This is a genomic window from Halomonas sp. C10-5 (assembly GCF_057169305.1).
Window position 1 is genome coordinate 3214300 of record NZ_CP175665.1, and the last position, 21114, is coordinate 3235413.

The 21114-nt window shown below is 59.0% G+C and carries 21 protein-coding genes; 3 read left to right on the forward strand and 18 right to left on the reverse strand.

Annotated features, from left to right (window positions below):
• Positions 1–7: 7 nt before the first annotated feature.
• From otnC to ltnD, 3 genes are read right to left on the reverse strand one after another with little or no spacing between them, the layout of a single operon-like run.
• Positions 8–655: a 3-oxo-tetronate 4-phosphate decarboxylase gene (otnC, locus tag ACJ7IV_RS15065; protein ID WP_483865058.1), complete on the reverse strand. Its 648-nt coding sequence runs from the start codon at positions 653–655 to the stop codon at positions 8–10.
• The gene (gene otnK, locus ACJ7IV_RS15070; RefSeq protein ID WP_483865059.1) at positions 652–1959 is read right to left on the reverse strand and encodes a 3-oxo-tetronate kinase; all 1308 of its coding nucleotides are present in this window, start codon (positions 1957–1959) and stop codon (positions 652–654) included. Before otnK ends, otnC begins: the two co-directional genes overlap by 4 nt.
• Before the next feature lie 2 nt (positions 1960–1961).
• Positions 1962–2891 (reverse strand): L-threonate dehydrogenase, encoded by a 930-nt coding sequence (gene ltnD, locus ACJ7IV_RS15075; protein ID WP_483865060.1) that lies wholly within the window; start codon positions 2889–2891, stop codon positions 1962–1964.
• Positions 2892–3019: 128 nt separating this feature from the next.
• Here ltnD and ACJ7IV_RS15080 point away from each other — a divergent pair, with 128 nt between their 5' ends.
• On the forward strand, positions 3020–4051 hold the full coding sequence (locus ACJ7IV_RS15080) for a LacI family DNA-binding transcriptional regulator (RefSeq protein WP_483865061.1): 1032 nt from the start codon (positions 3020–3022) through the stop codon (positions 4049–4051).
• Positions 4052–4081: 30 nt separating this feature from the next.
• Here the strand turns inward: ACJ7IV_RS15080 and ACJ7IV_RS15085 are convergent, their stop codons facing one another.
• The 7 genes from ACJ7IV_RS15085 to ACJ7IV_RS15115 all read right to left on the reverse strand — a co-directional run bounded on the left by ACJ7IV_RS15085 (position 4082) and on the right by ACJ7IV_RS15115 (position 9739).
• Positions 4082–4510: a nucleotide-binding domain containing protein gene (locus ACJ7IV_RS15085; protein WP_483865062.1), complete on the reverse strand. Its 429-nt coding sequence runs from the start codon at positions 4508–4510 to the stop codon at positions 4082–4084.
• Positions 4511–4752: 242 nt separating this feature from the next.
• Positions 4753–6252, reverse strand: coding sequence for a DEAD/DEAH box helicase (locus ACJ7IV_RS15090; protein WP_483865063.1), 1500 nt, complete (start codon positions 6250–6252; stop codon positions 4753–4755).
• The gene (locus ACJ7IV_RS15095) at positions 6249–6803 is read right to left on the reverse strand and encodes a hypothetical protein (protein ID WP_483865064.1); all 555 of its coding nucleotides are present in this window, start codon (positions 6801–6803) and stop codon (positions 6249–6251) included. Before ACJ7IV_RS15095 ends, ACJ7IV_RS15090 begins: the two co-directional genes overlap by 4 nt.
• Positions 6800–7000, reverse strand: a complete 201-nt coding sequence (locus ACJ7IV_RS15100; RefSeq protein WP_483865065.1) for a hypothetical protein — start codon at positions 6998–7000, stop codon at positions 6800–6802. The genes ACJ7IV_RS15095 and ACJ7IV_RS15100 overlap by 4 nt, the downstream gene beginning before the upstream one ends.
• Positions 7001–7530: 530 nt before the next feature.
• Entirely contained in the window at positions 7531–8292 is a 762-nt protein-coding gene (locus ACJ7IV_RS15105; protein WP_023005337.1) for an amino acid ABC transporter ATP-binding protein, read from the reverse strand.
• Positions 8289–8963 carry an amino acid ABC transporter permease gene (locus ACJ7IV_RS15110; RefSeq protein WP_023005338.1) on the reverse strand — a complete coding sequence of 225 codons (675 nt, stop codon included), beginning with the start codon at positions 8961–8963 and terminating at the stop codon, positions 8289–8291. The genes ACJ7IV_RS15105 and ACJ7IV_RS15110 overlap by 4 nt, the downstream gene beginning before the upstream one ends.
• A 17-nt stretch (positions 8964–8980) precedes the next feature.
• Positions 8981–9739: an amino acid ABC transporter substrate-binding protein gene (locus tag ACJ7IV_RS15115; RefSeq protein ID WP_483865066.1), complete on the reverse strand. Its 759-nt coding sequence runs from the start codon at positions 9737–9739 to the stop codon at positions 8981–8983.
• Positions 9740–10203: 464 nt separating this feature from the next.
• Between ACJ7IV_RS15115 and ACJ7IV_RS15120 the strand changes: the two genes are divergently transcribed.
• On the forward strand, positions 10204–10407 hold the full coding sequence (locus ACJ7IV_RS15120; RefSeq protein WP_023005340.1) for a helix-turn-helix transcriptional regulator: 204 nt from the start codon (positions 10204–10206) through the stop codon (positions 10405–10407).
• Between the two features lie 799 nt (positions 10408–11206).
• On the opposite strand, the gene ACJ7IV_RS15125 is transcribed toward ACJ7IV_RS15120, so the two are convergent.
• Genes ACJ7IV_RS15125 through ACJ7IV_RS15160 form a run of 8 tightly spaced genes read right to left on the reverse strand, consistent with a single transcriptional unit; the run spans position 11207 to position 19926 of the window.
• Positions 11207–12508, reverse strand: coding sequence for a TRAP transporter large permease (locus ACJ7IV_RS15125; RefSeq protein WP_483865067.1), 1302 nt, complete (start codon positions 12506–12508; stop codon positions 11207–11209).
• Positions 12509–12520: 12 nt separating this feature from the next.
• Positions 12521–13006, reverse strand: a complete 486-nt coding sequence (locus ACJ7IV_RS15130) for a TRAP transporter small permease (RefSeq protein ID WP_483865068.1) — start codon at positions 13004–13006, stop codon at positions 12521–12523.
• A gap of 47 nt (positions 13007–13053) precedes the next feature.
• Complete coding sequence (locus ACJ7IV_RS15135) at positions 13054–14067, reverse strand: TRAP transporter substrate-binding protein (RefSeq protein WP_483865069.1); 1014 nt, start codon at positions 14065–14067, stop codon at positions 13054–13056.
• 21 nt (positions 14068–14088) lie between these two features.
• Positions 14089–14709 (reverse strand): isochorismatase family protein, encoded by a 621-nt coding sequence (locus tag ACJ7IV_RS15140; protein ID WP_483865070.1) that lies wholly within the window; start codon positions 14707–14709, stop codon positions 14089–14091.
• A gap of 15 nt (positions 14710–14724) precedes the next feature.
• Positions 14725–15735, reverse strand: a complete 1011-nt coding sequence (locus tag ACJ7IV_RS15145) for a TRAP transporter substrate-binding protein (RefSeq protein ID WP_483865071.1) — start codon at positions 15733–15735, stop codon at positions 14725–14727.
• Between the two features lie 33 nt (positions 15736–15768).
• The gene (locus ACJ7IV_RS15150) at positions 15769–17730 is read right to left on the reverse strand and encodes an aconitate hydratase (protein WP_483865072.1); all 1962 of its coding nucleotides are present in this window, start codon (positions 17728–17730) and stop codon (positions 15769–15771) included.
• A 48-nt stretch (positions 17731–17778) separates the two neighbouring features.
• Complete coding sequence (locus ACJ7IV_RS15155; protein WP_483865073.1) at positions 17779–18705, reverse strand: hydroxymethylglutaryl-CoA lyase; 927 nt, start codon at positions 18703–18705, stop codon at positions 17779–17781.
• Between the two features lie 15 nt (positions 18706–18720).
• Positions 18721–19926, reverse strand: a complete 1206-nt coding sequence (locus ACJ7IV_RS15160; RefSeq protein ID WP_483865074.1) for a CaiB/BaiF CoA transferase family protein — start codon at positions 19924–19926, stop codon at positions 18721–18723.
• A gap of 157 nt (positions 19927–20083) precedes the next feature.
• On the opposite strand from ACJ7IV_RS15160, the gene ACJ7IV_RS15165 reads away from it, so the two are divergent.
• Entirely contained in the window at positions 20084–21004 is a 921-nt protein-coding gene (locus ACJ7IV_RS15165; protein ID WP_483865075.1) for a LysR family transcriptional regulator, read from the forward strand.
• Positions 21005–21114: the final 110 nt, after the last annotated feature.

A 21114-nucleotide genomic window follows, 5' to 3' on the forward strand; every position in this document is an offset into this window, starting at 1 on the left:
GGGATCCTCAGTCGCGGGGAAAACGGGCTTCCAGCTCAGCCACCTGCTCGGGCGTCAATGCACGAGGGTTGCGGCCATGCAGCAGCAGGAAGAGCTTGGCGGTCTCCTCCAGTTCCTCGGTGGCATAGACGGCTGCCTCGAGACTCTTGCCCGCCACGACCGGTCCGTGGTTCGCCAACAGCACGGCACTGTGTTTGCCGGCCAGGCCGCGCACCGCGTCACCCAGGGTGGCATCGCCAGGCACGTGATAGGGCACCAGCGGCAGCCTGCCCACGCGCATCACATAGTAGGCCGTCAGCGGGGGGATGCAGTCGCAGGGATCGATATCGGGAAGACATGAGACCGCCACCGAGTGTGTCGAGTGCAGATGGACTATCGCCTGGGATTGGGGCCGCTCGGCATACATGGCCATGTGCAGGAAATGTTCCTTGGTGGGCTTGTGGCCATCCAACCATTCGCCCTGCCCCCCCAGGCGAGAGATCTCGGCCGGATCCAGGCGCCCCAGGCAGGCATTGGTGGGCGTCATCAGCCAGCCACCATCCTCCAGGCGCACGCTGATGTTGCCACTCGAGCCCATGGTGAGCCCTCGGTCGAACAGCGACCTGCCCAGCGTCGCGATCTGTTCCCGCAGACGTGTCTCGTGATGAAGACTCATGCACTGCTCTCCCCGGCGCTCAGCGCATCCAATACCTCGAAGGCACGAATGAAGAAATCCTCCGCCCCGAAGTTTCCGGATTTCAACGCCAGTGACAGTACCCCATCGCGGCCTATCATCGGCGACTGTGTCCAGGGCACCCCCGGGTCGATCTGCCCGCCGATGCGGAGCTCGCGCACCCCCAGCGCCGACACCACCGCACCGGAGGTTTCGCCACCGGCGATCACTAGGCGACCGACGCCTTCCGCCACCAGGCGACTGGCGAGCTGTCCCATGGCGTGCTCGACCAGCTCGCCCGCTCTCGCAACGCCCAGCGCCGCCTGAGCCGCCTTGACGCGTTCGGGATCGGCAGAGGCATACACCAGCACGGGGCCACCCGAGGCCAGATGCTCTCGTGCAAAGGCCTGCGCCTGGGCCAGGTGTTCGTCTCCCTCCGCCAGGGCCAGCGGGTCCAGTGAGATGCCGGGATGGTGTTCCAGGAAGTGCTTCACCTGAGACAGCGTGGCCCGGGAACAGCTGCCCGACAGCACCAGGGCACTGCCCGATGCCCTGGCCAGACGCCCCGGGTCGGCTACCGGTTCCAGCCAGCCGCGCCGGCGATACTGCTCGGGCAGTTCCTGGCCGAGTCCCGAGCCACCGGTCACCAGCGGCATGTCCACCACGGCTTCGGCCAGCACATCGAGATCCTGCTCATCCAAGGTGTCGCAGATCACGTGACGGACTCCTCGCTCGACCAGGGCATCGAGATGGCGGCGCGTGACACGCGCCCCCTGTGACAGCACATGGCGTGAAGCGAGGCCGACCGGATGGGGCGTCTGATGGCCGAGGAAGCGCACCAGGTCCGCATCCGTCATGGGATTAAGCGGGTGGTGCTCCATGCCGCTCTCGTTGAGCAGCCGGTCACCGACAAAGAGGTGGCCCTGATACACAGTGCGGCCGTTGACGGGAAAGGCGGGCACCATGACGGTCTGGTCGCTCGCCAGTCGCTCCAGCAAAGCATCAGCGACAGGACCGATGTTGCCGACCTCCGTGGAATCGAACGTCGAGCAATACTTGAAGAAGATCTGGCGAGCGCCATGCGCCTGCAGCCACTCCAGCGCGGCCAGAGACTCCGCCACCGCCTCCTTGGCCGGCGTGGAGCGTGACTTCAGGGCGACCACCACGGCATCGACGTCTGATGGCTCAATGGAGGCGTCGGGAACACCAAGCACCTGCACGCAACGCATGCCGGCCCTCACCAGATTGTTGGCCAGGTCAGTCGCGCCGGTGAAGTCGTCGGCGATGGCGCCAAGTACCAGTGACATGGTCAGCCCCCCTCCGGATCATTGGCAGCGGCGGGCAGGTCGATACCCGCGAGGCGCTGGTAGACCTTGATCACTGCGACATCGTCCTCTCGCCCGAAACCGGCGGCCTTAGCCGCCGTGAACTGCTGCAGCGCGCTGGACGCCACCGGTGTGGGCAAAGCCAGGTCCCTCCCGGTCTCATGCACCAGGTTGAGATCCTTGACGAAGATGTCAACGGCCGAAAGCGGCGTGTAGTCCCCCTTGAGGATGTGGGGGACCCGATTCTCGAACATCCAGGAGTTGCCCGCTGAGTGGGTAATGACCTCATATACCGTCTCGGGATCGAGTCCGAGGCGGATGCCCAGCGCCATCGCCTCCGCGGCAGTCGCGATGTGCACCCCGGCAAGCAGCTGGTTGACCAACTTCATGCTGGAGCCGACACCGGCGCTGTCGCCCAGTCGATATACGGTTGCGGCCATGGCATCCAGAACGGGTTCGGCCTTATCGAAGGCGCCAGCATCCCCGGAGACCATCACCGATAGCTCACCGCTGCGTGCCTTGGCGGCACCGCCACTGACCGGGGCATCCAGCATCGACAGCCCTAGGCTTCCCAGGCGCTCCCCAAGCTCACGGGCAAAGGCGGGGGCAACGGTAGCGCACTGGATCACCAGGCTGCCCGGCGCCAGGTGCTGGGCCAGCCCCTGCTCGCCTAACAGCACCGATTGGACCTGGCGGGCATTGACCACCAGCACTACCACGACATGACAGTCGGCCAGCTCGGAGGGAAGCCCAACGCTGCGCCCGCCTTCGGCCTCGAAGGCCTGGCGGGCCTGTTCGATGATGTCGCAACCCACGACATCAAGGCCTCGTTCGTGAAGCGCCAGTGCTGTGCCTCGGCCCATGGCCCCCAGGCCGATCACGCCGATTTTCAGGCTTTGGTTTGGTTGGCTCACCGGACTCCCCCTGTCGATTGTGTTGTCGCTGGTTCCGGGTTCGGCTGGTAGCGCTAACATGTTAGCGCTACCATCGTTGTAGAGGACCAGCCTTCCTCCAGCAAGCGTCACGACAGTGAGTGCGACCAATGTCTACACATCCCCCCCGACCACGTCACCGCAAGGGATCCGACCAGCCCACCCTGGCTCAGGTCGCAGAAATGGCTGGCGTCTCCTCCATCACAGCATCCCGGGCACTGAATGCCCCGGAGCGAGTCAACGATGCGACCCGTCAGCGCGTGCTGGATGCCATGGACCGCCTGGGCTATGTGCCGAATCTCGTGGCGGGCAGCCTCGCCTCATCGCGTTCGCGCTTCATCGCCGTCATCGTGCCATCGCTGGCCAACACGGTGTTCATCGAGGTGATCAAGGGCTTGCAGTCCACCTTCGAGGCAGCGGGCTATCAGATCCTGCTGGGCAATACGGATTACGATATCGACCGCGAGCACCGACTGGTCAGGACCTTTCTGGGCTGGTCCTGCTCTGCGCTGGTCACCGCCGGGCTTCACCACACCGATGCCTGTCGCAAGCTTCTCAGGGACTGCGATCGCCCGGTGATGGAGGTGATGGAGCTGGGCGATGCCCTGGACCTAAACGTGGGACTCGACCATGTAGAGGCAGGACGTGCCATGGCACGCCATCTTGTCGACAGGGGGTATCGACGCCCGCTCTTCGTGGGGGCAAGGCTGGGGGACGACTATCGAGCGCAGATGCGCTACAGCGGACATGCCGAGATTCTGGCGGCAGCCGGCATTTCACCAACCATGCTGGAGCTCGATCAGCTGGGCAGCCTGGAAGCGGGAGCCGCTGGCCTAGAGCGAGCAAGGCGCGAGGTCTCCGATGTCGATGCGATCCACTTCGCCAACGACGACCTCGCCAGTGGTGCTCTCCTCCACGCCCTTCGACTCGGGATAAGGGTGCCGGATGACGTGGCGATCGCCGGCTTCAACGGCCTCCCCTTGGGCCAGTTCATCACCCCGCGCCTGACCACCATCCAGTCACCCCGTGAGACCATCGGTCGACTCGCGGCGCAGGAACTCCTCAAGCGTCTGGAAGGCAAGCGCATCACCCGTCGTCAGCATGACGTCGGGTTTGAACTCATAGTTGGCCACAGTACGTGAAGCCAGTTTATCTAGCTGCGTGCGTAATGCTCATTCAGTGATATCGGCTGTGCCGCCCTTCACCCGTGAAAACAGATCCTTGACACCGATCTGGCCGCTCTTGAGCACCACCTCCAGCCAGTCGATCGGCGAACCGCTAGCGACCAAGCGACACATATGGCCGCCCGGGGCCTCGTCGAAGGCGACCAGTTCCAGGTCCTCGGCGCCAACTTGACGCATGGCATGGCTCGAAGTATCGCCACCAGCAAAGACCACCCGCTGAAAGTCATCAGCCTCCCGCAACGCATGGGGCAAGCCAGCGAGGACCTCACCCACGGCCGTCGCCAGATGATCGGTGGAGAGAACGGCGGCCAGTCCCCTTTCATGACGTGTGGTCGCCACGGCGACATCACGGCCCTCTCCGGGCATCGCTCCCACCTGGCCGGCCAACCGCTTGGCGAGACCCGGCGCATCGCTCAACGCTTGCTCTAGCAGCAGCGGCAGGATCGTCCCGCCCGGGACTCGAAGTGTGCCAGTTGGCCACAGGTCTGTGGCGAACAACTACGGGCTGAAGCAGAAGACGCTCAGCTGACGATCACTGGGCGGGTCAAAGCTAATGACCGATGGAAGGGTCACTTCTGATGGCCATTGATAGCCAGCACCCTTCTCCTTCACAAGCTGGGAGAAGAGTGCTGACTCCGGTGAAGTGGAAAGTCGATTTATTACAGCTTCAGCGTCGCTATATGTGCGATGAAACGCCGGGAGAAGGCCATGTCCTGCTCCCAGCGCGCTGCTGCTGTCGATGCCGAAGCTGCGCTACCGAAGGCAACACCGGCAGTATCGGGTACAGAATGGCGGGCTTCCCCGGGCTCTTCTGCCGCCTCCTGCTCCCCCGTCGAGCTGCTGCGACCTGGTTCTCGTCCGTCCGCTTCAGCTCGGACGACCGACACCACGGCTTTTTCCTCCGGCAGGTCATCCTCGATCCGGTGTGCATAGCGCCGCAGAAGTGGTTCATTGATCACCACCAGGTGGCAATCTGGATCCTGCTCCCCCATGCGGCGGATGATGCGCCCGAGCACCTGACGAAAGTGCTGCTCGGTACGCACATGGCTCAGGTAGCAGCACACACGCAGTCGCGGAATGTCGACGCCCTCACTGATCATCCCCACCGACACGACCCAAGCCTGAGCGGACTCGCGAAATGCCTGCAGTCTGCTATGAGCATGGGGAGTCTGGCTGGTCACCAGACGCACATCCTCGCCTCGGTCGGCCAACCACTCGGCAATGTCCTCGGCATGCTCGATGTCTGACGCCACCACCAGCCCTCCCGCTGCCGGCTGTATGCGACGCAACTCCGACAGTCTGGCGATACCCCGCTCGAGTACGTGCGCCATGGGAGCCTCATGGCGTAGCAAGTCCCCATAGCCTACCCGCGCGCCCCGAAGCAGGCGCGGAATGCTGGTGAACTGTTTCTGCTTCGCCGGCTTTTTGCTCCGTGGATCGGTCACGGTGAGCGAGATGCGCCGATTGTCCACCAGCTGGATCAGCGGCAGGCGACACACTCCATCGCGTACTGCTTGTTGCAGGGTGTATACGAAATCCGGCACCAGACGCTGCTGTAGCGCCGCCTCACCGCTCTCACTCTCCTGGGTACCCTGCGGCAAGTCCAGGTACCGCAATAGCGGCAGGCAGCTGCCATCGGTACGCCAAGGTGTCCCCGACAGGGCCAGAGTCAGGGCCATGTTGCGCTCCAGGAGCAACAGCGCCTGGCCCCATTCATTCGCCCCCTTCTGGGTTCCGGGCAATCGCCCGGCATGATGGCTCTCATCCCAGATCAGCAGCACCCGGAACTGTCTACCCAACTGCTGCAGCGACTGCAGGCGTGAACGCAGTGACTGATAGGTGTAGCAACCACCCCGCGCGCCCAACTGACCGTCCATGGCCAGTCCCGTCACCTCGGACAGTGTCTGCTCGGCACGGCTCACTACGTCCCGGCTCGGCCCCAGGTAGAGAACGAAGTCGACATCTCCCCGTTCCAGCAGCAGGCCGGCTAGCACCGCGGCCATCAGCATCTTGCCAGCCCCTGGTGTCGCCTGGCACAGGAAATGCGGCCGCGTCGGCGACAGCTGCTGCATGGCCTTGTCCACACAGCGCTGCTGCCACTCACGCAGCGGAGGGTAGTGTAGAGAGGGAGTAGATGGCGAAGTATCAGGGAGCTTCATTTCTCACCTCCTGCCTGAGCCAGCCGCTGTCGCACCTCGGCATAGGCCCTCAGCTTTTCGCTAAGAGCCCTCGCCTGAGCTTTCTCCTGATCAAAGAGCGGGGCGATGTCACTTCGTGTGTTTGGGTACTTCGCAGCGATCTCCTGGAACGCCTGCAGGCGGTGGTCACTGGCTTCCATCTGCTCACGCAGCGCTTCACAGTCCTGCTCTAGCCTGAGATCCAACTCGCCATGGGCATGTCCATCGCCCCCTCCAGTCGTGTCAGAGTCACCCTGGTCGGTATCAGCGGGAAATGCCGGCGTCGCCTGGTACAAAACACGACGCGCACCAACCTTTCCTACTCGCTCCACCCAGCCGAGCTGTTCATAGCGTGCCACCTGCCCGCGCACGTAATAGCGCAACGTTTGCAGGCCGAAGTCGGACAGCTCGGGGTGGGCACACAACTCATCGCGAAGCCCACACTGCGTGAAGGTTTCACCACCAACGGCCTTCTGCTGCAGCAAGGCACGTAGCGGCGCAGCGGCCAGGGGATTAATCGATCGACGGCTCATGACACCACCTCTTGGTCCTGCGCCGCGGACGCGACAATGGACTCAAACTGGCGGGCCTTGTGCATATGGTGTTCATAGCGCTGATAGCGCACACGCAGGCTGCTGTCGGAGAAGAGGGCGGCGCGCGCCATGGCGCGATGGGCCGCCGCGCGTGAGGCAGAACTGAGCGACCTCAGACGGGAAAGACGAGTTGTCATTGGCATGACTCCTTTGGTTCAGAGTCACCCCCGGTTGCGGCCAAACAACGAATGGAGGCGACTGCACGCAGGTTGGCCGACCGGCACCAAAGGAAACCGGCAACCCCGAAGGGTTCCCACGCACAGCCGCCATAACTGACGAGCACAAAAAAGCGCCGTCAACATGGGCGCTGGTGCGCCTTTGGTATTTCGACCGGCCAAGGTCGACTAGGGATATAGCCCCAGCAGTTTCAAAGTACCTCGCGGATGCGATTCTGTAAACCCGGTCCAGTCCAGAGCTATCGCAGTAGAGAATCACCTCCATTGGGCGTTTGACGTCACCATGCAGGAAGACCCGAGTCGCCACCGCCGAGATCATGGTCCTGAAAACCTAGCCACGCTGCGCCGACTGGCGTTCAGCGTGGCCAAGTTAGAGCCTTCCAAAGGGGCCATGAAGGGGTAAGCGAAAGCAGACAGGCTGGAATGACGACTACTTGCTGAACCTCAATCGCCAGTTCGCTCAACTGCGAAAGCCCTGGCAGGCATTCGGCTCAGGTCGGGGTGTCGATTGTTACCTGGGTTGCCAGAACCTTGTGCAGGAAATCTCGTGTACGGGGATCCTGTGGTGAGCTGAAGAGCTGGTCGGGTGGCCCCTGTTCGACGATGCGCCCCCCCTCCATGAAGATTACCCGGTCCGCGACATCCCGAGCGAAGCTCATCTCGTGAGTAACGACCAGCATGGTCTGGCGTTCGCGCGCCAGCTGCTTCATCAGGTTCAGAACCTCCTCGACCCATTCCGGATCCAGCGAGGAGGTCGGTTCGTCGAACAGGATCACCTCGGCCTGGGCCGCCATGGCACGGCCGATGCCGACTCGCTGCTGCTGTCCACCTGACAGGGAGGCGGGGTAAGCATCGGCCTTGTCGGCCAGGCCGATGCGCTCCAGGATCTCCCTGGCCCGCGCGTGCGCCTTCTCCTTCGGCCAGCGATTGACCACGATCAGTCCCTCGGCGATGTTCTCCAGCGCCGTCTTGTTGGCGAACAGCGCGTAGTTCTGGAAAACGAAGGCCGTGCGCCGCCGGGCGGTCAGGATGTCAGCACGGCTGGCCCGGGTGACGTCCACGTCCAGATCGCCGATGGTCAGCCGTCCGGCATCCGGGCGCTCGAGGAAGTTCAAGCAGCGCAGCAGTGTGGACTTGCCGGTCCCCGAGGGGCCAATGACAACGATGATCTCGCCCTGCTCGATGGCCAGATCGATGCCGTCGAGCACGGCGGTTCCTCCGAAGCGCTTGACGAGTCCCGTTACCTTGATCATCGGCGATACGCCTCGTTGAGTCGGATTTCCAGGCGCCGCTGGAACCAGGCCAGCAGCTCGACGATGACCCAGTAGAAAATCGCCACCGTGATGAAGGCCTCAAAGTAGAGGAAGCTACCGGCGGCCTCCTTCTGGGTGGCGCCCATCAGCTCGGTGACCCCCAGGGTGAAGGCCAGGGAGGTCGCCTTGATCATGTCGATGAAGTAGTTCATCAGCGTGGGCACCGCCACGCGCGTGGCCTGGGGCAGCACAATGCGACGCATCAGCTGGCCATTGGTCATGCCGATGGAGAGGGCCGCCTCCGTCTGGCTGCGGTCGACCCCCACGATGGCGGCGCGGATCGATTCCGCCATGTAGGCCGAGAAGTGCAGGGTCAAGCCCATGATGGTGGCGGTAATGCCGTTGATCTGGGTCAGGAAGGCCAGCAACTGGGGCAAGCCGTAGTAGAACAGGAACAGCTGCACCAGCAGTGGTGTGCCGCGGAAGAAGGAGATGAACAGCAGGGTGGCGGCGTTGAGGCCCGGGATGCGCAGCACGCGGATCACTGCCAGGCCGCAGGCCAGCACCAGCGCCAGCGCCATCCCCACGGCAGCCATCTGCAGGGTCAGCGGCAGGTAGCGCAGCAGGATGGGCACCAGCCCCAGCATGTAGTCGACGTCGAGTACTTGCATGGAAGCGGCTCAGTGCCTCAGCGGCGAGTGATGTCGGTGCCGAACCACTCTTCCGAGATGGCCGCGAGCTCACCCGATTCACGCAGGCTGGTCAGGGCGGCGTTCACCCGGTCACGCAAGGCTCGGTCCTCTTCGGTGTCACGGAAAGGCAGGGCGTTGCGGATCTCGGAGAAGGGCTGGCCGGCCAGTGCCAGGGGCAGCGGTTTCTCCTTGATGACCTGGCTGGCACTCACCCGGTCCATGACGAAAGCGTCGACACGTCCCAGGGCGGTATCCTGTTCGATGTTGCTCTCGTAGGTGCGGATGTCTATCTCGTCGGCGTAGGGCAGTTCGCGCAGCAGCTCCTCATAGTTGGAGCCGAGGTTGACGGCGACTGTCTTGCCTTTCAGGTCCGCGACGCTCTGGATCTCCTCGTTGCCTTCCCGGACCACAACCTGGGCGCCGTCGTAGACGTAGGGCTCGGTAAAGACGTACTTCGCGGTGCGTTCTTCGGTGATGGTGATCTGGTTGGCGATGGTATCGATCCGGCCGGACTCGAGCATGCCAAATAGCCCCGAGAAGTTTGCCGTGACGAACTCGACCTCGCTATCCATCTCCTCGGCCACTGCCTCCATCACGTCGACCTCGAAGCCCTGAAGCTTGTCCTGCTCAACGAAGGTGAAGGGGAAGTAGCCGCCAGACATGCCGACCTTGATGGTGTGCTCATCGGCCTGGGTCAGGCCACCAGTGGTCATCAGGCCTGCGGCCATGGCGGTAAGGGCTAAGCGCTTGAGCATGGGTAGCTCCTGTATATCTGCTGAAGTCATGGAAGGGATCGCGACGTCTGTGTCGCTGCTGGATACACATTAAAGAATAAGAAGGCGTTTTTACAATAGCCTTTGGTTATTTGAGCTGCTGTCTCTGCCGGTCCTCGCGTGCCGGCGCTCTGAGCCTTGGTGCCGAGAAAGCCGTAAGCGATGCTTCCATCTGCGATAGCCCTGCCCGGTCCGGTCACCCGGTCGAGCTGCAGGCAGCTCAGCCAATGGGGGATAGGCTTAATGTAGCCCTTTTGCAGACCGATGCGACGCGTCGGTAGTGTCCTGCGGTGCCTGTCCAGGCCGTCGATCAGCACCCTCTCGATGAAGGCCTCGGCGGATAACGGAAGGCGAATGAAAAAATTGCCGCTGCCATCGCAAATCCAAGCAAATTGACCCCTGTATTAGGGATGCAGCATCGAAAACGCATTCCAAGGAGGTTGAAAATGAGTCATTGGATTTTCCTGCGTCGCCATGAGGTTCTGGAGCGTTGCGCAATCAGCAACACCACCCTGCACCGCCTTATCACCGACGGCCATTTTCCCCAGCCGGTTCAGATCGGTCCGCGTTCGGTAGCCTGGATAGAGGAGGAGATCGAGGACTGGATCAATGAAAAAATCAAAGAGCGCGACAGGAAAGCAGCTTCATAAGTAGCTAACCCGTCCGGGGAAGGCACCGGACTTTACTGATGTTGCCTTCCCTTCCACCTGCTGCCATCAACACCAATACGTCGGAAGCAACTACAATCTGAACATTTCAATTAGCGTGCTAAGGTATTCAGGGATACTCCCCTACTTCAGCTCACAAAAACTATACCTCATGAATCTTAAAAAGATTATAACTTATGGAGTTATCAAATTTTGCGTAAAAAGGGATAAAAAGCCATGACTCACCAGTAGCTGTTCGGGCAATGGTGCCCATTACTCGAATTGTGCCAAAAGAATTGGTATCCACAGCCAGCCACACCGCCATGACAAGCTTTACACCCTGGAATTGTTTCAGTGATCCTTACCACAAGACATCACAGGCTCCTGGGCCATCAGTATCTCTAACATGATCTAATCCACATCACGTTGGGAATAGACGACGTTTTAACCAGAGACCCTCTCTGCCATACCGTGTTGATTCTACAACGCAGTATGGCTCCAACGTGATCTAATCCGCATCACGCTGGAAACAGACCACGTTTGATCCACATACCCTCTCTGCCACACCGTGCTGAATCTAAAACGCAGTATGGTTCCAACGTGATCTATTCCACATCATGTTGGGAATAGACGGCGTTTTAACCAGAGACCCTCTCTGCCATACCGTGTTGATTCTACAATGCAGCGCGGCTCCCGGGCCGTTGAGGTGAAAGCCCCGTGGATGGGAGGGATGGCCAAGCCGACAAGGGGGAAATCTCACACCCAACATCAAAGAGCCCACCTAGGCCGATGTCTCGAACGCTCACCACTTGACGCCCGGTAACCACAGAGCGATGGATGGGAACAAGATGAGAAGGAAAATAGCAAAAGCTTCAACAAAGACAAAAGGTAAAGCTCCCTTGATGATGTCAGACAAAGAAATATCCGGCGCCACCCCCTTGATGACATAAAGATTAAGACCAATGGGTGGTGTAATCACTGCCATCTCGCAGGCAATGATCATGACCACACCGAACCAGATAGGGCTAAAGCCAAGCACCTCAATAACAGGCAGAACGATAGGAGTTGCAATAAGGATGATCGAGACGATGTCGAGAAACATACCTATGACGACAAGAAAAATAAGGATCATCAGGAAGATGGTCCATGCAGGCAAGTCCATGCCGCTCAGCCAGGCGACTAGGTCCTGCGGAATCATGAGGCGAGTAATCACCCACCCAAAGAGCAGTGCGGCAGCCAAGATAAGCAGGATCATGCCGCTCGTGACAACGGTAGAGCGGATGATATCGAACAAAGTCTCACGATCAAGCTGACGATAAAGCAATGCCACAACAAATGCCCCGATAGCCCCCAGACCAGCGGCTTCAGTAGGTGTAGCAACACCAAAATAAATACTCCCAAGCACCACAATCACCAGCGCAATCGCAGCCCAAACATCGCGAAGCGCCTTGATTCTCTGACTCCAGCTGACTGTGACACGAACACGTGGAGCTACCTCAGGCTTCAAGATAGCAAGCAAGCCTATATATACCACCATCAAGAATGCCACCATGATGCCAGGGATAATGGCAGCAATGAACAACTGGCCAATTGATTGATTGGCAATCTCCCCATAGAGAATAAACCCGATACTAGGCGGAATAAGAAGCGCCAAAGCTCCCGCTGCGGCAACGGATCCACCTGCAAGGCTAGGAGAATATTCTCGCTTTATCATTTCAGGGATCGCAAACCTGCCGATCGTGGCAGCACCAGCGACACTCACCCCGCTCATTGCACCAAAGACCGCAGAACTTCCTACGCTTGCCATGGCCAAACTACCAGGCAAGCGATTGAGCCAAAGATAGAACAGCGTAAAAAGACGTCCACCCAAGTTCGTTCTGGCGATCACCTCTCCCATTAGAATAAACAGAGGTATCGCAATTAGCGAGTAGCTGGACATTCCTCGATAGAGGATCGAGGGAATCGTCATCAATGAAGAAGCACCATTGATAAAATACATCCCTACGATACTGGCAACACCTAGGGAGGCAAATACCGGCGCACCAACTGCCAGCAATACGGCAAAGGTACCAAGCAGCCAGATAAAGATAGCAGTAGAGTCCATATGGTTCGCCTATTATTTATTTTTAACAGAGGTCTGTAGGATCGCTAGCAGAAGAAGGGCTGCACCTAAAGGTATCAGGGTATACGGCATCCACATCGGAAAGCTGAGAAGGGATGAAGAACGATATCCTTTCTCGAAAGCAGTGATAGCATTGACACTCCCTGCCCAGATGATAACCACGCAAAACGTCAGCACGGCTAACCTACTGACCACATCAGCGATGACCTTCATGGCATGAGGGAGTATGTTGTAAACCGCTTCCATTCGTACATGACGCCCAACCACCAGTACCCAACCAACCGACATCCAGGAAATCACCAACAGAAGATACTGGCTAACTTCAAGCGCGTGCACGCTGGGACTTCTGAACACATAGCGGGCTAGTACTGCATAGACGGTCAGCAACATGAGCCCAACGAGTGCCACCTCAGCGATCACGACCCCAGCTTTTCCCGCTCTATAGCTGAACGTAGATAACATTGCTTTCGCAGACTTCATATCAACCTCGCCAATACTTGGGGGGAGTTCCTTTCCCCCTTCAGATGTTAACGCGTTTCTTCAATCAGCTGAATATAACGCTCGCCGTCAGGGACAGCTTCAACCCATTCGTCAATGGCTACCTTAGTCTCCGCTTTCAACTGCTCAATAGTGACATCATCCAGCCGGTTGACAGTCATACCCAGTTCCTCATACTCGGCCACAGAATTTTCAATGAAACTGTTAACCATCTCGAACTGGCGCTCATCACGAATCCTGGCCGCCTCTTCAAACACGTCTTGAATATCGGCAGGCAACGAAGACCACGTCTCCGAATTAATAGCGAGGATGGAAGTATCGATAGCAAAATTTGTTAATGTGATATAGTCAGCCACTTCATAGAGACTTCGCCCCATTCCTGTCAACAGCGGCCTAGGTGTCCCATCAATCACGCCGCGTTCAAAGGAAAGATACAGATCGGATGAAGACATTGATGTAGGCGATCCACCAAGTAATTGCAGTGCACGTGCATCAGTTGCTCCAGTGGTAGCCCAAGTCTTGCCTACAAAGTCCTCCACCGAGTCAATGGCGAAACCCTTAGTGTAGAACTCATAGGGATCCCATGGGGCAACGCCTAGAACATGCGTCGAATGACTTTCTTCCAACTCCTGCCGCATACCCAGATCAAGGAGGCCTTGCTGAAGCGCACGCTGCATATGATTGACGTCATCAAAGATGAACGGCATCGTGAATAGCGTGAGTGCCTCTACAGTACCGCTGGGATACGTACCCGTCATATTCGTAATATCGATGTCACCCCTAGAAAGGGCAGGCAACTCATCATAGGCTCCGAATAGCTGTCCGGAGTGAAAAACATTAATCTTCACAGCACCATCAGAAGCTGACTCGACATGTTTAATAAACGCTTCTATAGGCTCCCACACATACTCATATGCTGGAGGAAGGTAGGTAGAGAAGGTCAGTTCGTAGGTATCCTGTGCTTGTACCTGTGAGGCTGTAAAGACAGCCAACATCCCAAACGACGATGCTATAATAGATGACACGCGTTGCTTATTTTTCATTTCTCTATACTCCATTTTTCATTATTTCTTGGTGGTCAGGAAGTTGATAGCAGTCTCAATATCAATAACTTCTGCGTATTTATCCTGCATATCGATCATATTACTGTCATGCTGTTGCTGCGATCGATCAGTACAACTCTCCTTGACGACGAAAGGAGCAAACCCATGTTGCAGCGCATCCACAACGGAAGCGCGTATACATCCACTGGTCGTGCAACCGGCGACATAGAGGGTATCGATACCCATAGAAGTCAGAATTCCCGCTACGGGAGTACCAAAGAATGCGGAGGCCTGAGTCTTTTCGATGATCAAGTCATGTGCCTCGGCCTCAAGACCCGGATCAAGGTCACATGCCGCAGTGCCTCGCATAAGGGTCGCGAGCGAAGAGCACTTCTGATGCCACAGCCCCGCATCCTGGAGGCTTGCCGAGTAACTACACACCGTAAAGATCACCGGCCCATGCGGCCTGATAGCGGCTATCAGTCGATTCGTTGCTTCTATAGCCGCCTCACAGGAGGATGCCAACGGGCTCAGGGAGGGGTCGGTGAAACCTCTTTGGAAGTCGACAACCAGCAGAGCGGGACGCTGACCAACGGCCAGCGCACCTCCAAAGCCACTCTTGAGATTTGCGATATCCGTCATTGGGATTTTAGCTCCTCAGCGCGTCGACTCGATAATCTCGAGATACCGCTCGCCGTTCGGCACGTTCGCGGCCCATTCATCGATGACGGGTGCCGTAACTTCGCGTAGCTCAGCCACCACTTCGGGGCTCAACTGATGAATGGATACGCCATGGCTCTCATAGTATTCAAGTGCCTCGGTGATAAATCCTTCGACCAGTTCAAACTGCTCTGCATCTCGCTCCTTGGCGGCCTGAGTGATAATGTCCTGGAGGTCACTGGGCAGGCTTTCCCAGCTATCGCGGTTGATCGCCAGTATCGAGGTATCCACCAGGAAGGTCGCGAGGCTGATATGCGAAATCACCTCATCGAGACTCCTTCCCAGTCCGGTAATCAGTGGACGCGGTGTGGCATCCACGACACCTCTGTCGAAGGCAAGATAGAGCTCGGAAGATGACATCCCGGTGGGGGAGCCACCCAGAAGCTGTATCGCCTGGGCATCAGTGGCACCGGTTGTCGCCCAGACTTTACCGGAGAAGTCGTCACTTTCGAGTATCGGGTTATCTCGGCTATAAAACTCATATGGATCCAGAGGGGCCACACCCAGAACCACGGTGTCATGATCCTCTTCCATTTCAGTAAGCAGCCCTGCCTCCATCAGGCCGGCATCCAGCGCACGCGCAAGGTGCTCGATATCATCGAACATGAACGGAAGCGAGAACACTCCAATCGAGGGAACGCTGGCACTGGGATAGGTGCCAGTCATGTTCGTGATATCAATATCGCCTCGTGATAGTGCCGAGAGCTCATCGTGGCCTTCGAAAAGCTGCGCAGAGTGGAAGAAATCGACATCGAGCCTTCCCTCGCTGCGCTCCTCTATCTTGTTGACAAAATTCTCGACGGGGTTATGAATATATTCATAAGATGGTGGCAGGTATGTCGAGAAGACCAGGTTATGAACCTCATCGCTCGCCTGGATACTTGCAGATGAGAAGGCAAGCGCCATAGGCGCCACCGTAACTGCAGTCATAATCTTATTGGTTTTCATCATGCCTTTCCTTATATATTGGAATTATGTTGATTATTTTCCATCTCGAATGTAGTTAATAACCCCTCCCTTCTTGAGTAGTGTCTGTTGACGTTCGCTCAATCCATGATGGAGTTGGATGGTTCCCTTCCCAGCCACTTCGGCCTGCACTGTGTCACCGTCAGCAAGCTGATCAAAGACGTGACGCACTATTAGAGTATCGCCCTCCACAAGCCGATCGGCATCACTGTCATTAATAAAAGTCAAAGGGAGCGCTCCGAAGCACACAAGATTCTGCCAGTGGATTCGTGCGAAGCTACGCGCCACTACCATCTGTAACCCGAGGTAGCGTGGCACCAGAGCGGCATTCTCTCGGCTGGAACCCTGACCGTAATTATGCCCCCCGACGATGGCATGACCGCCATTTTCACGCGATGCATCGGCTCGCTTAGCATAGCCAGGGTCCACAGCCTCGAAGGTAAACGGGGCTGAGGCATACACGCTGCTCCAGAAGGGCATCACCCGCTGCCCCGCCGGCATAATGTCGTCGGTAGAGATGTTATCTCCGGTGACCAGCAATACCGGCACTTCCAAGGTATCGGGTAGCGGCGTCAATCGGGGGAGAGCCGGCGTGTTATCCGTCTTCTGAAGGGGCTTCAGGAGGGCTTCCTCCTGTGGTAATGGCGGGGTAAACACCTCCGGATTCACCACCACCTGATCCGGTTCATGAATCCGCGGGTATTCCTGGCCAAGCTCACGGGGATCCGTGATCACCCCTTTCAGCGCCGACGCTGCGGCAGTTTCCGGGCTACACAGGAAAACGCTGTCCTCACGTGTTCCGGAGCGACCGGGGAAGTTGCGTGGCACGGTGCGTAGACTGTTGAGACCCACCGCTGGCGCCTGCCCCATACCGATGCAGCCGTTGCAGCCTGTCTGATGCAGACGGGCGCCAGATGTGACCAGATCCGCCAGATACCCTTCCTGAATCAGCGTGGCCAGCACCTGACGTGAACTCGGGTTGATATCCAGCGACACTCCCTCAGCCACGACGTGCCCCCGAACCATGTCTGCCACCACGGCGAAATCACGATAGCCCGGGTTTCCTGACGAACCGATATACGCCTGATGCAACGGCTCACCTGCCACGTCGCTTACGGGCACAACCTTGTCAGGGCTCGAGGGCAGAGCGATAAGAGGTACCAGAGCAGACAGGTCCAGAACCTCCTCACGGTCATACCGGCACCCCGGATCGGCACAAAGTGGCTGCCAGACCTCTTCTCGGCCGCGTGCGGCCAGGAATCGGCGAGTCTCATCATCGCTTGGAAACACCGTGGCGGTGGCCCCCATCTCGGTTCCCATGTTCGCCAGCACGTGGCGATCCATGGCGGACAGGGACTTCAGCCCAGGGCCGTAGTACTCGATGATAGTATTCTTGGCTCCTGACACCCCATGGCGTCGCAGCAATTCAAGAATGGCATCCTTGGCCGATACCCAGTCGGGCAAATCTCCCTCAAGGCGAATGCCCCAGATGTGCGGCATGGTCACGTACAGAGGCTCACCCGCCATCGCCATGGCCACCTCGATTCCTCCGGCACCGATCGCCAGCATCCCCAGCGCCCCGGCGGCGGTGGTGTGACTGTCGCAGCCTACGATCGACTGCCCCGGGACCCCAAAAGACTCCATATGCACGGGATGACTGATGCCGTTGCCAGGACCGGAGTACCACACACCGAATCGCTCACAGGCACTCTTCAGAAACAGGTAGGTCTCGGCATTGAGGTTATCGGCCTGCACCAAGCCGTGGTCGATATACTGCACACTGGGCGAGGTCTTCACGCGCTCGATACCCATGGCTTCGAGTTCCAGCATCACCAGGGTGCCCAGCACATCCTGCAGCAGGGCCTGATCGATCCTCAGGGCAATTTCTTTCCCTGGCACCATGTCACCTTCCACCAGGTGCGCCTGGATGAGCTGCTGTGCCAGATTGAGAGGGGTCGTGTTCGTTGTCATTGTCATGATTCTTCTCATCAACGCGCCGGGGTAAGCGCCAGTTGTGGCTATCGATCAGTGGCCAGGCATGGCATAGCGGCGGCTCGCCTTGCCGGCCTTGACCACCTGGCCCGGGGTGTCGTGCCCCACCAGCGCCGGCAGTCGTTCGGATACCTTCAACAGTGCATCGAGATCGACACCCGTCGAGACACCCATCTCCTCGAACATGTGCACCAGATCTTCAGTGCACACATTGCCCGTCGCGCCGGGAGCATACGGGCACCCCCCAAGGCCTCCCAGCGAGGCATCGAAACGCACAATGCCCGCCAGCCAGGCCGACAGCACATTGGCAAGCCCCATGCCGCGGGTGTTGTGGAAGTGCAGCGTCAATGGCGTCTCGGCCAGTCGCTCGCGCGCCGCCTCACACAAGCGGCTCACCTGGTCTGGATTGGCCATGCCGGTGGTGTCACACAGCGAGATGCCCTGCACGCCAAGGTCCAGCAACCGCTCCATCAGCATCAGGACATATTGCTGGTCCACACGCCCTTCGAAGGGGCAGCCGAAGCTGGTGGACAACGACGCGTTGATAAAGACGCCCTGCCCCTTGGGGTGGTCGCGCACCGTTTGCACAATCTCGGCAAACTGTTCAAGGGATTGCTCGGGCGACATGCGAAGGTTGGCCAGCCCGTGGGAGTGGCTCGCCGACATCACCAGGTTGATCTCGTCCACCTCACACCGCAGCGCCCGCTCGACACCCTTCACATTGGGTACCAGCGCTGTCATCGCCACTCCTGGCCGCCTGCTGATGCCCTGCATGACGTCAGCGGCATCGCGAAGTTGTGGGATCGCCTTGGGGGATACGAAGGAAGTGGCTTCGATGCGGGCAAGACCTGTGGCACTCAAGGCATTGATCAGGGCAATCTTGTCCGCGGTCGCCACGAACTCGCCTTCAATCTGAAGCCCATCCCGGGGTGCCACCTCATTGATCTCGATAGCTGCCATATCTTGCCTCATGGGTCAGATGATGCCGCCCTGGCGGAGCTTGGCACGGGTCTCATGATCGATACCGAGTTCGTCGAGCACCTGATCGGTGTGCTCGCCGAGCGCCGGACCACCGCCGCCCAGTCTGCCGGGAGTCGCGCTCAACCTCGGCAATACGCCAGGCACCTTGAGGGGCTTGCCGCCGGGACGCTGGATCGTCTGGATCATCTCCCGAGCCTGGTAATGCGGGTCAGCGGCAATATCCGCTGCGGTATAGGGAAAACCACAAGGTACGCGCGCCTCTTCAAGGGCCTCGAGGATCGCATCGCGGTCTCGTTCGAGTGTCCAGTCTTCGATCGCCGCATCGACCTCTGTGGCACGCTGGGTACGCCCGTCGTTATGAGCCAGAGCGGGGTCCTCGGCCAGATCATGGCGGCCAATCACGCCCATCAGTCGCTTGAAGATACTGTCGCCATTGCCGGCGATCAGAACATAGTCGCCGCTGCGGGTTCGGTAGGCATTGGAAGGCGTGATACCCGGCAGAGCACTGCCGCTGGGCTGACGGATTTCACCCGCCGCATCATATTCCGGAAGCAGACTTTCCATCATGGCGAAGACCGACTCATAGAGAGCCACATCGATCTCCTGCCCCAGGCCACTGCGACCGCGCTCCTGAAGGGCAAGCAACGTGCCGATCACTGCGTAGAGGGCCGACAGTGAATCACCCAGGCTCACACCAACGCGCACGGATGGCTCGCCGGGCTGGCCAGACAGATAACGTAATCCGCCCATGGCCTCGCCGATGACGCCGAAACCCGGCTTGTCACGGTAGGGACCGGTCTGGCCGTACCCAGAGACACGCACCATGATCAGCCCCGGGTTGAGTGCCGCCAGCGTCTCGTAGCCAAGGCCCCATGACTCCATGGTCCCGGGACGGAAGTTTTCGATCAGCACGTCAGCCTCAGCCACCAGCTGGCGCACCAACTCCTGTCCCTCGGTACTCCGCAGATTCAGGGTGATAGAGCGTTTGGTACGGCTTTGCACATGCCACCAGAGCGAGGTATCACCGTCGATGATTCGCCACTTGCGAAGGGGGTCTCCGGTGCCAGGGGGCTCAACCTTGATCACATCGGCCCCGAATTCACCCAACAGCTTGCTCGCGAAGGGACCCGCGATCAGTTGACCCAGCTCCAACACCTTGAAGCCAGCCAGCGGTAACTGGCGTTCTGAGGCATTCGACATGCAAAGCAACCTCTCTGCGTATTGTTGTTGTATTACTTGAGCATGTGTCGGGCCATACCACTCCGCAATTAGTCAATGGGGAACTGTGGTTTCGCGCTTCACGAAGTCTTGGCGTAGCATCAACCAGACACCCCTGCCCCCGCTGCAAGAGGCCGCCATGCGACGTTTCGATTTCGTGACCCTGAAACTGTTCGTTGCCATCGCCGAGGAGGGGCGACTCTCTGCCGCTGCCGAACGAGAACATCTGGCTCTGGCCGCGGTAAGCAAACGCATCAGCGATCTGGAGTCGCTGATCGAGACCAAGCTTCTCTACCGTCGCTCCAGGGGCGTAGAGCTCACCCCAGCAGGCCAGGTCTTCCTGCATCACGCCCGGATGATTCTCGACAACCTCGACCGTCTGGAGGCCGATCTCAGCGAATATGGCGAAGGCGTCCGCGGCCATGTGCGCATCCACTCCAACACGTCCGCCATCATCGCCTTCCTTCCTGAGGACCTCAGCGCCTTCGCGCGAGAATACCCGCAGATCAAGCTTGACCTGCAGGAACGAACCAGCACCGAGGCCATCGCCGCCGTCAAGGAGGGACTTGCCGACATCGGCATCTTCGCCGGCCACGTCGACCCACAAGGGTTGGAGGTGTTTCCCTATCGCAGCGATCAGCTGGTACTGGTCACCCCCGAGGATCACCCCCTCTCCTCGCGGCAGAGCCTCTATCTCCACGAAGCCGCCGAGCACGACTTCGTCGGCCTACAACAGGACACCTCCCTGCACTCGCTGCTGCACGATCAAGCCAGTCGCGCTGGACGCACCTTGCGCATGCGCATTCAGGTGCGCAGCTTCGATGGCATCTGTCGCATGATCCACCACGGCATGGGAATCGGCGTGCTACCACAGCGCAGCCTCTACCAAGACCTGCGCGATCTGCATCTGCGCCTGATTCCCCTATCGGACAGCTGGGCACGTCGCGAACTGGTCATCGGCATGCGCCACTACGACACCTTGCCGATCGTCTCCCGTCACCTAGCCGATCATTTGCTGCTATCAGGCGAGGCCAGCATGATGAAAAACTCCGAAGGTTAAGGTAGTGCCCTAGAAAGAAGCTCCCTCTTGATCGAAAAACGGCAACCCCCCGGCATTCGCAGGGAGTTACCGCATTTATTAAAAGAACAGCCCCATAGCATCGCTCGCAA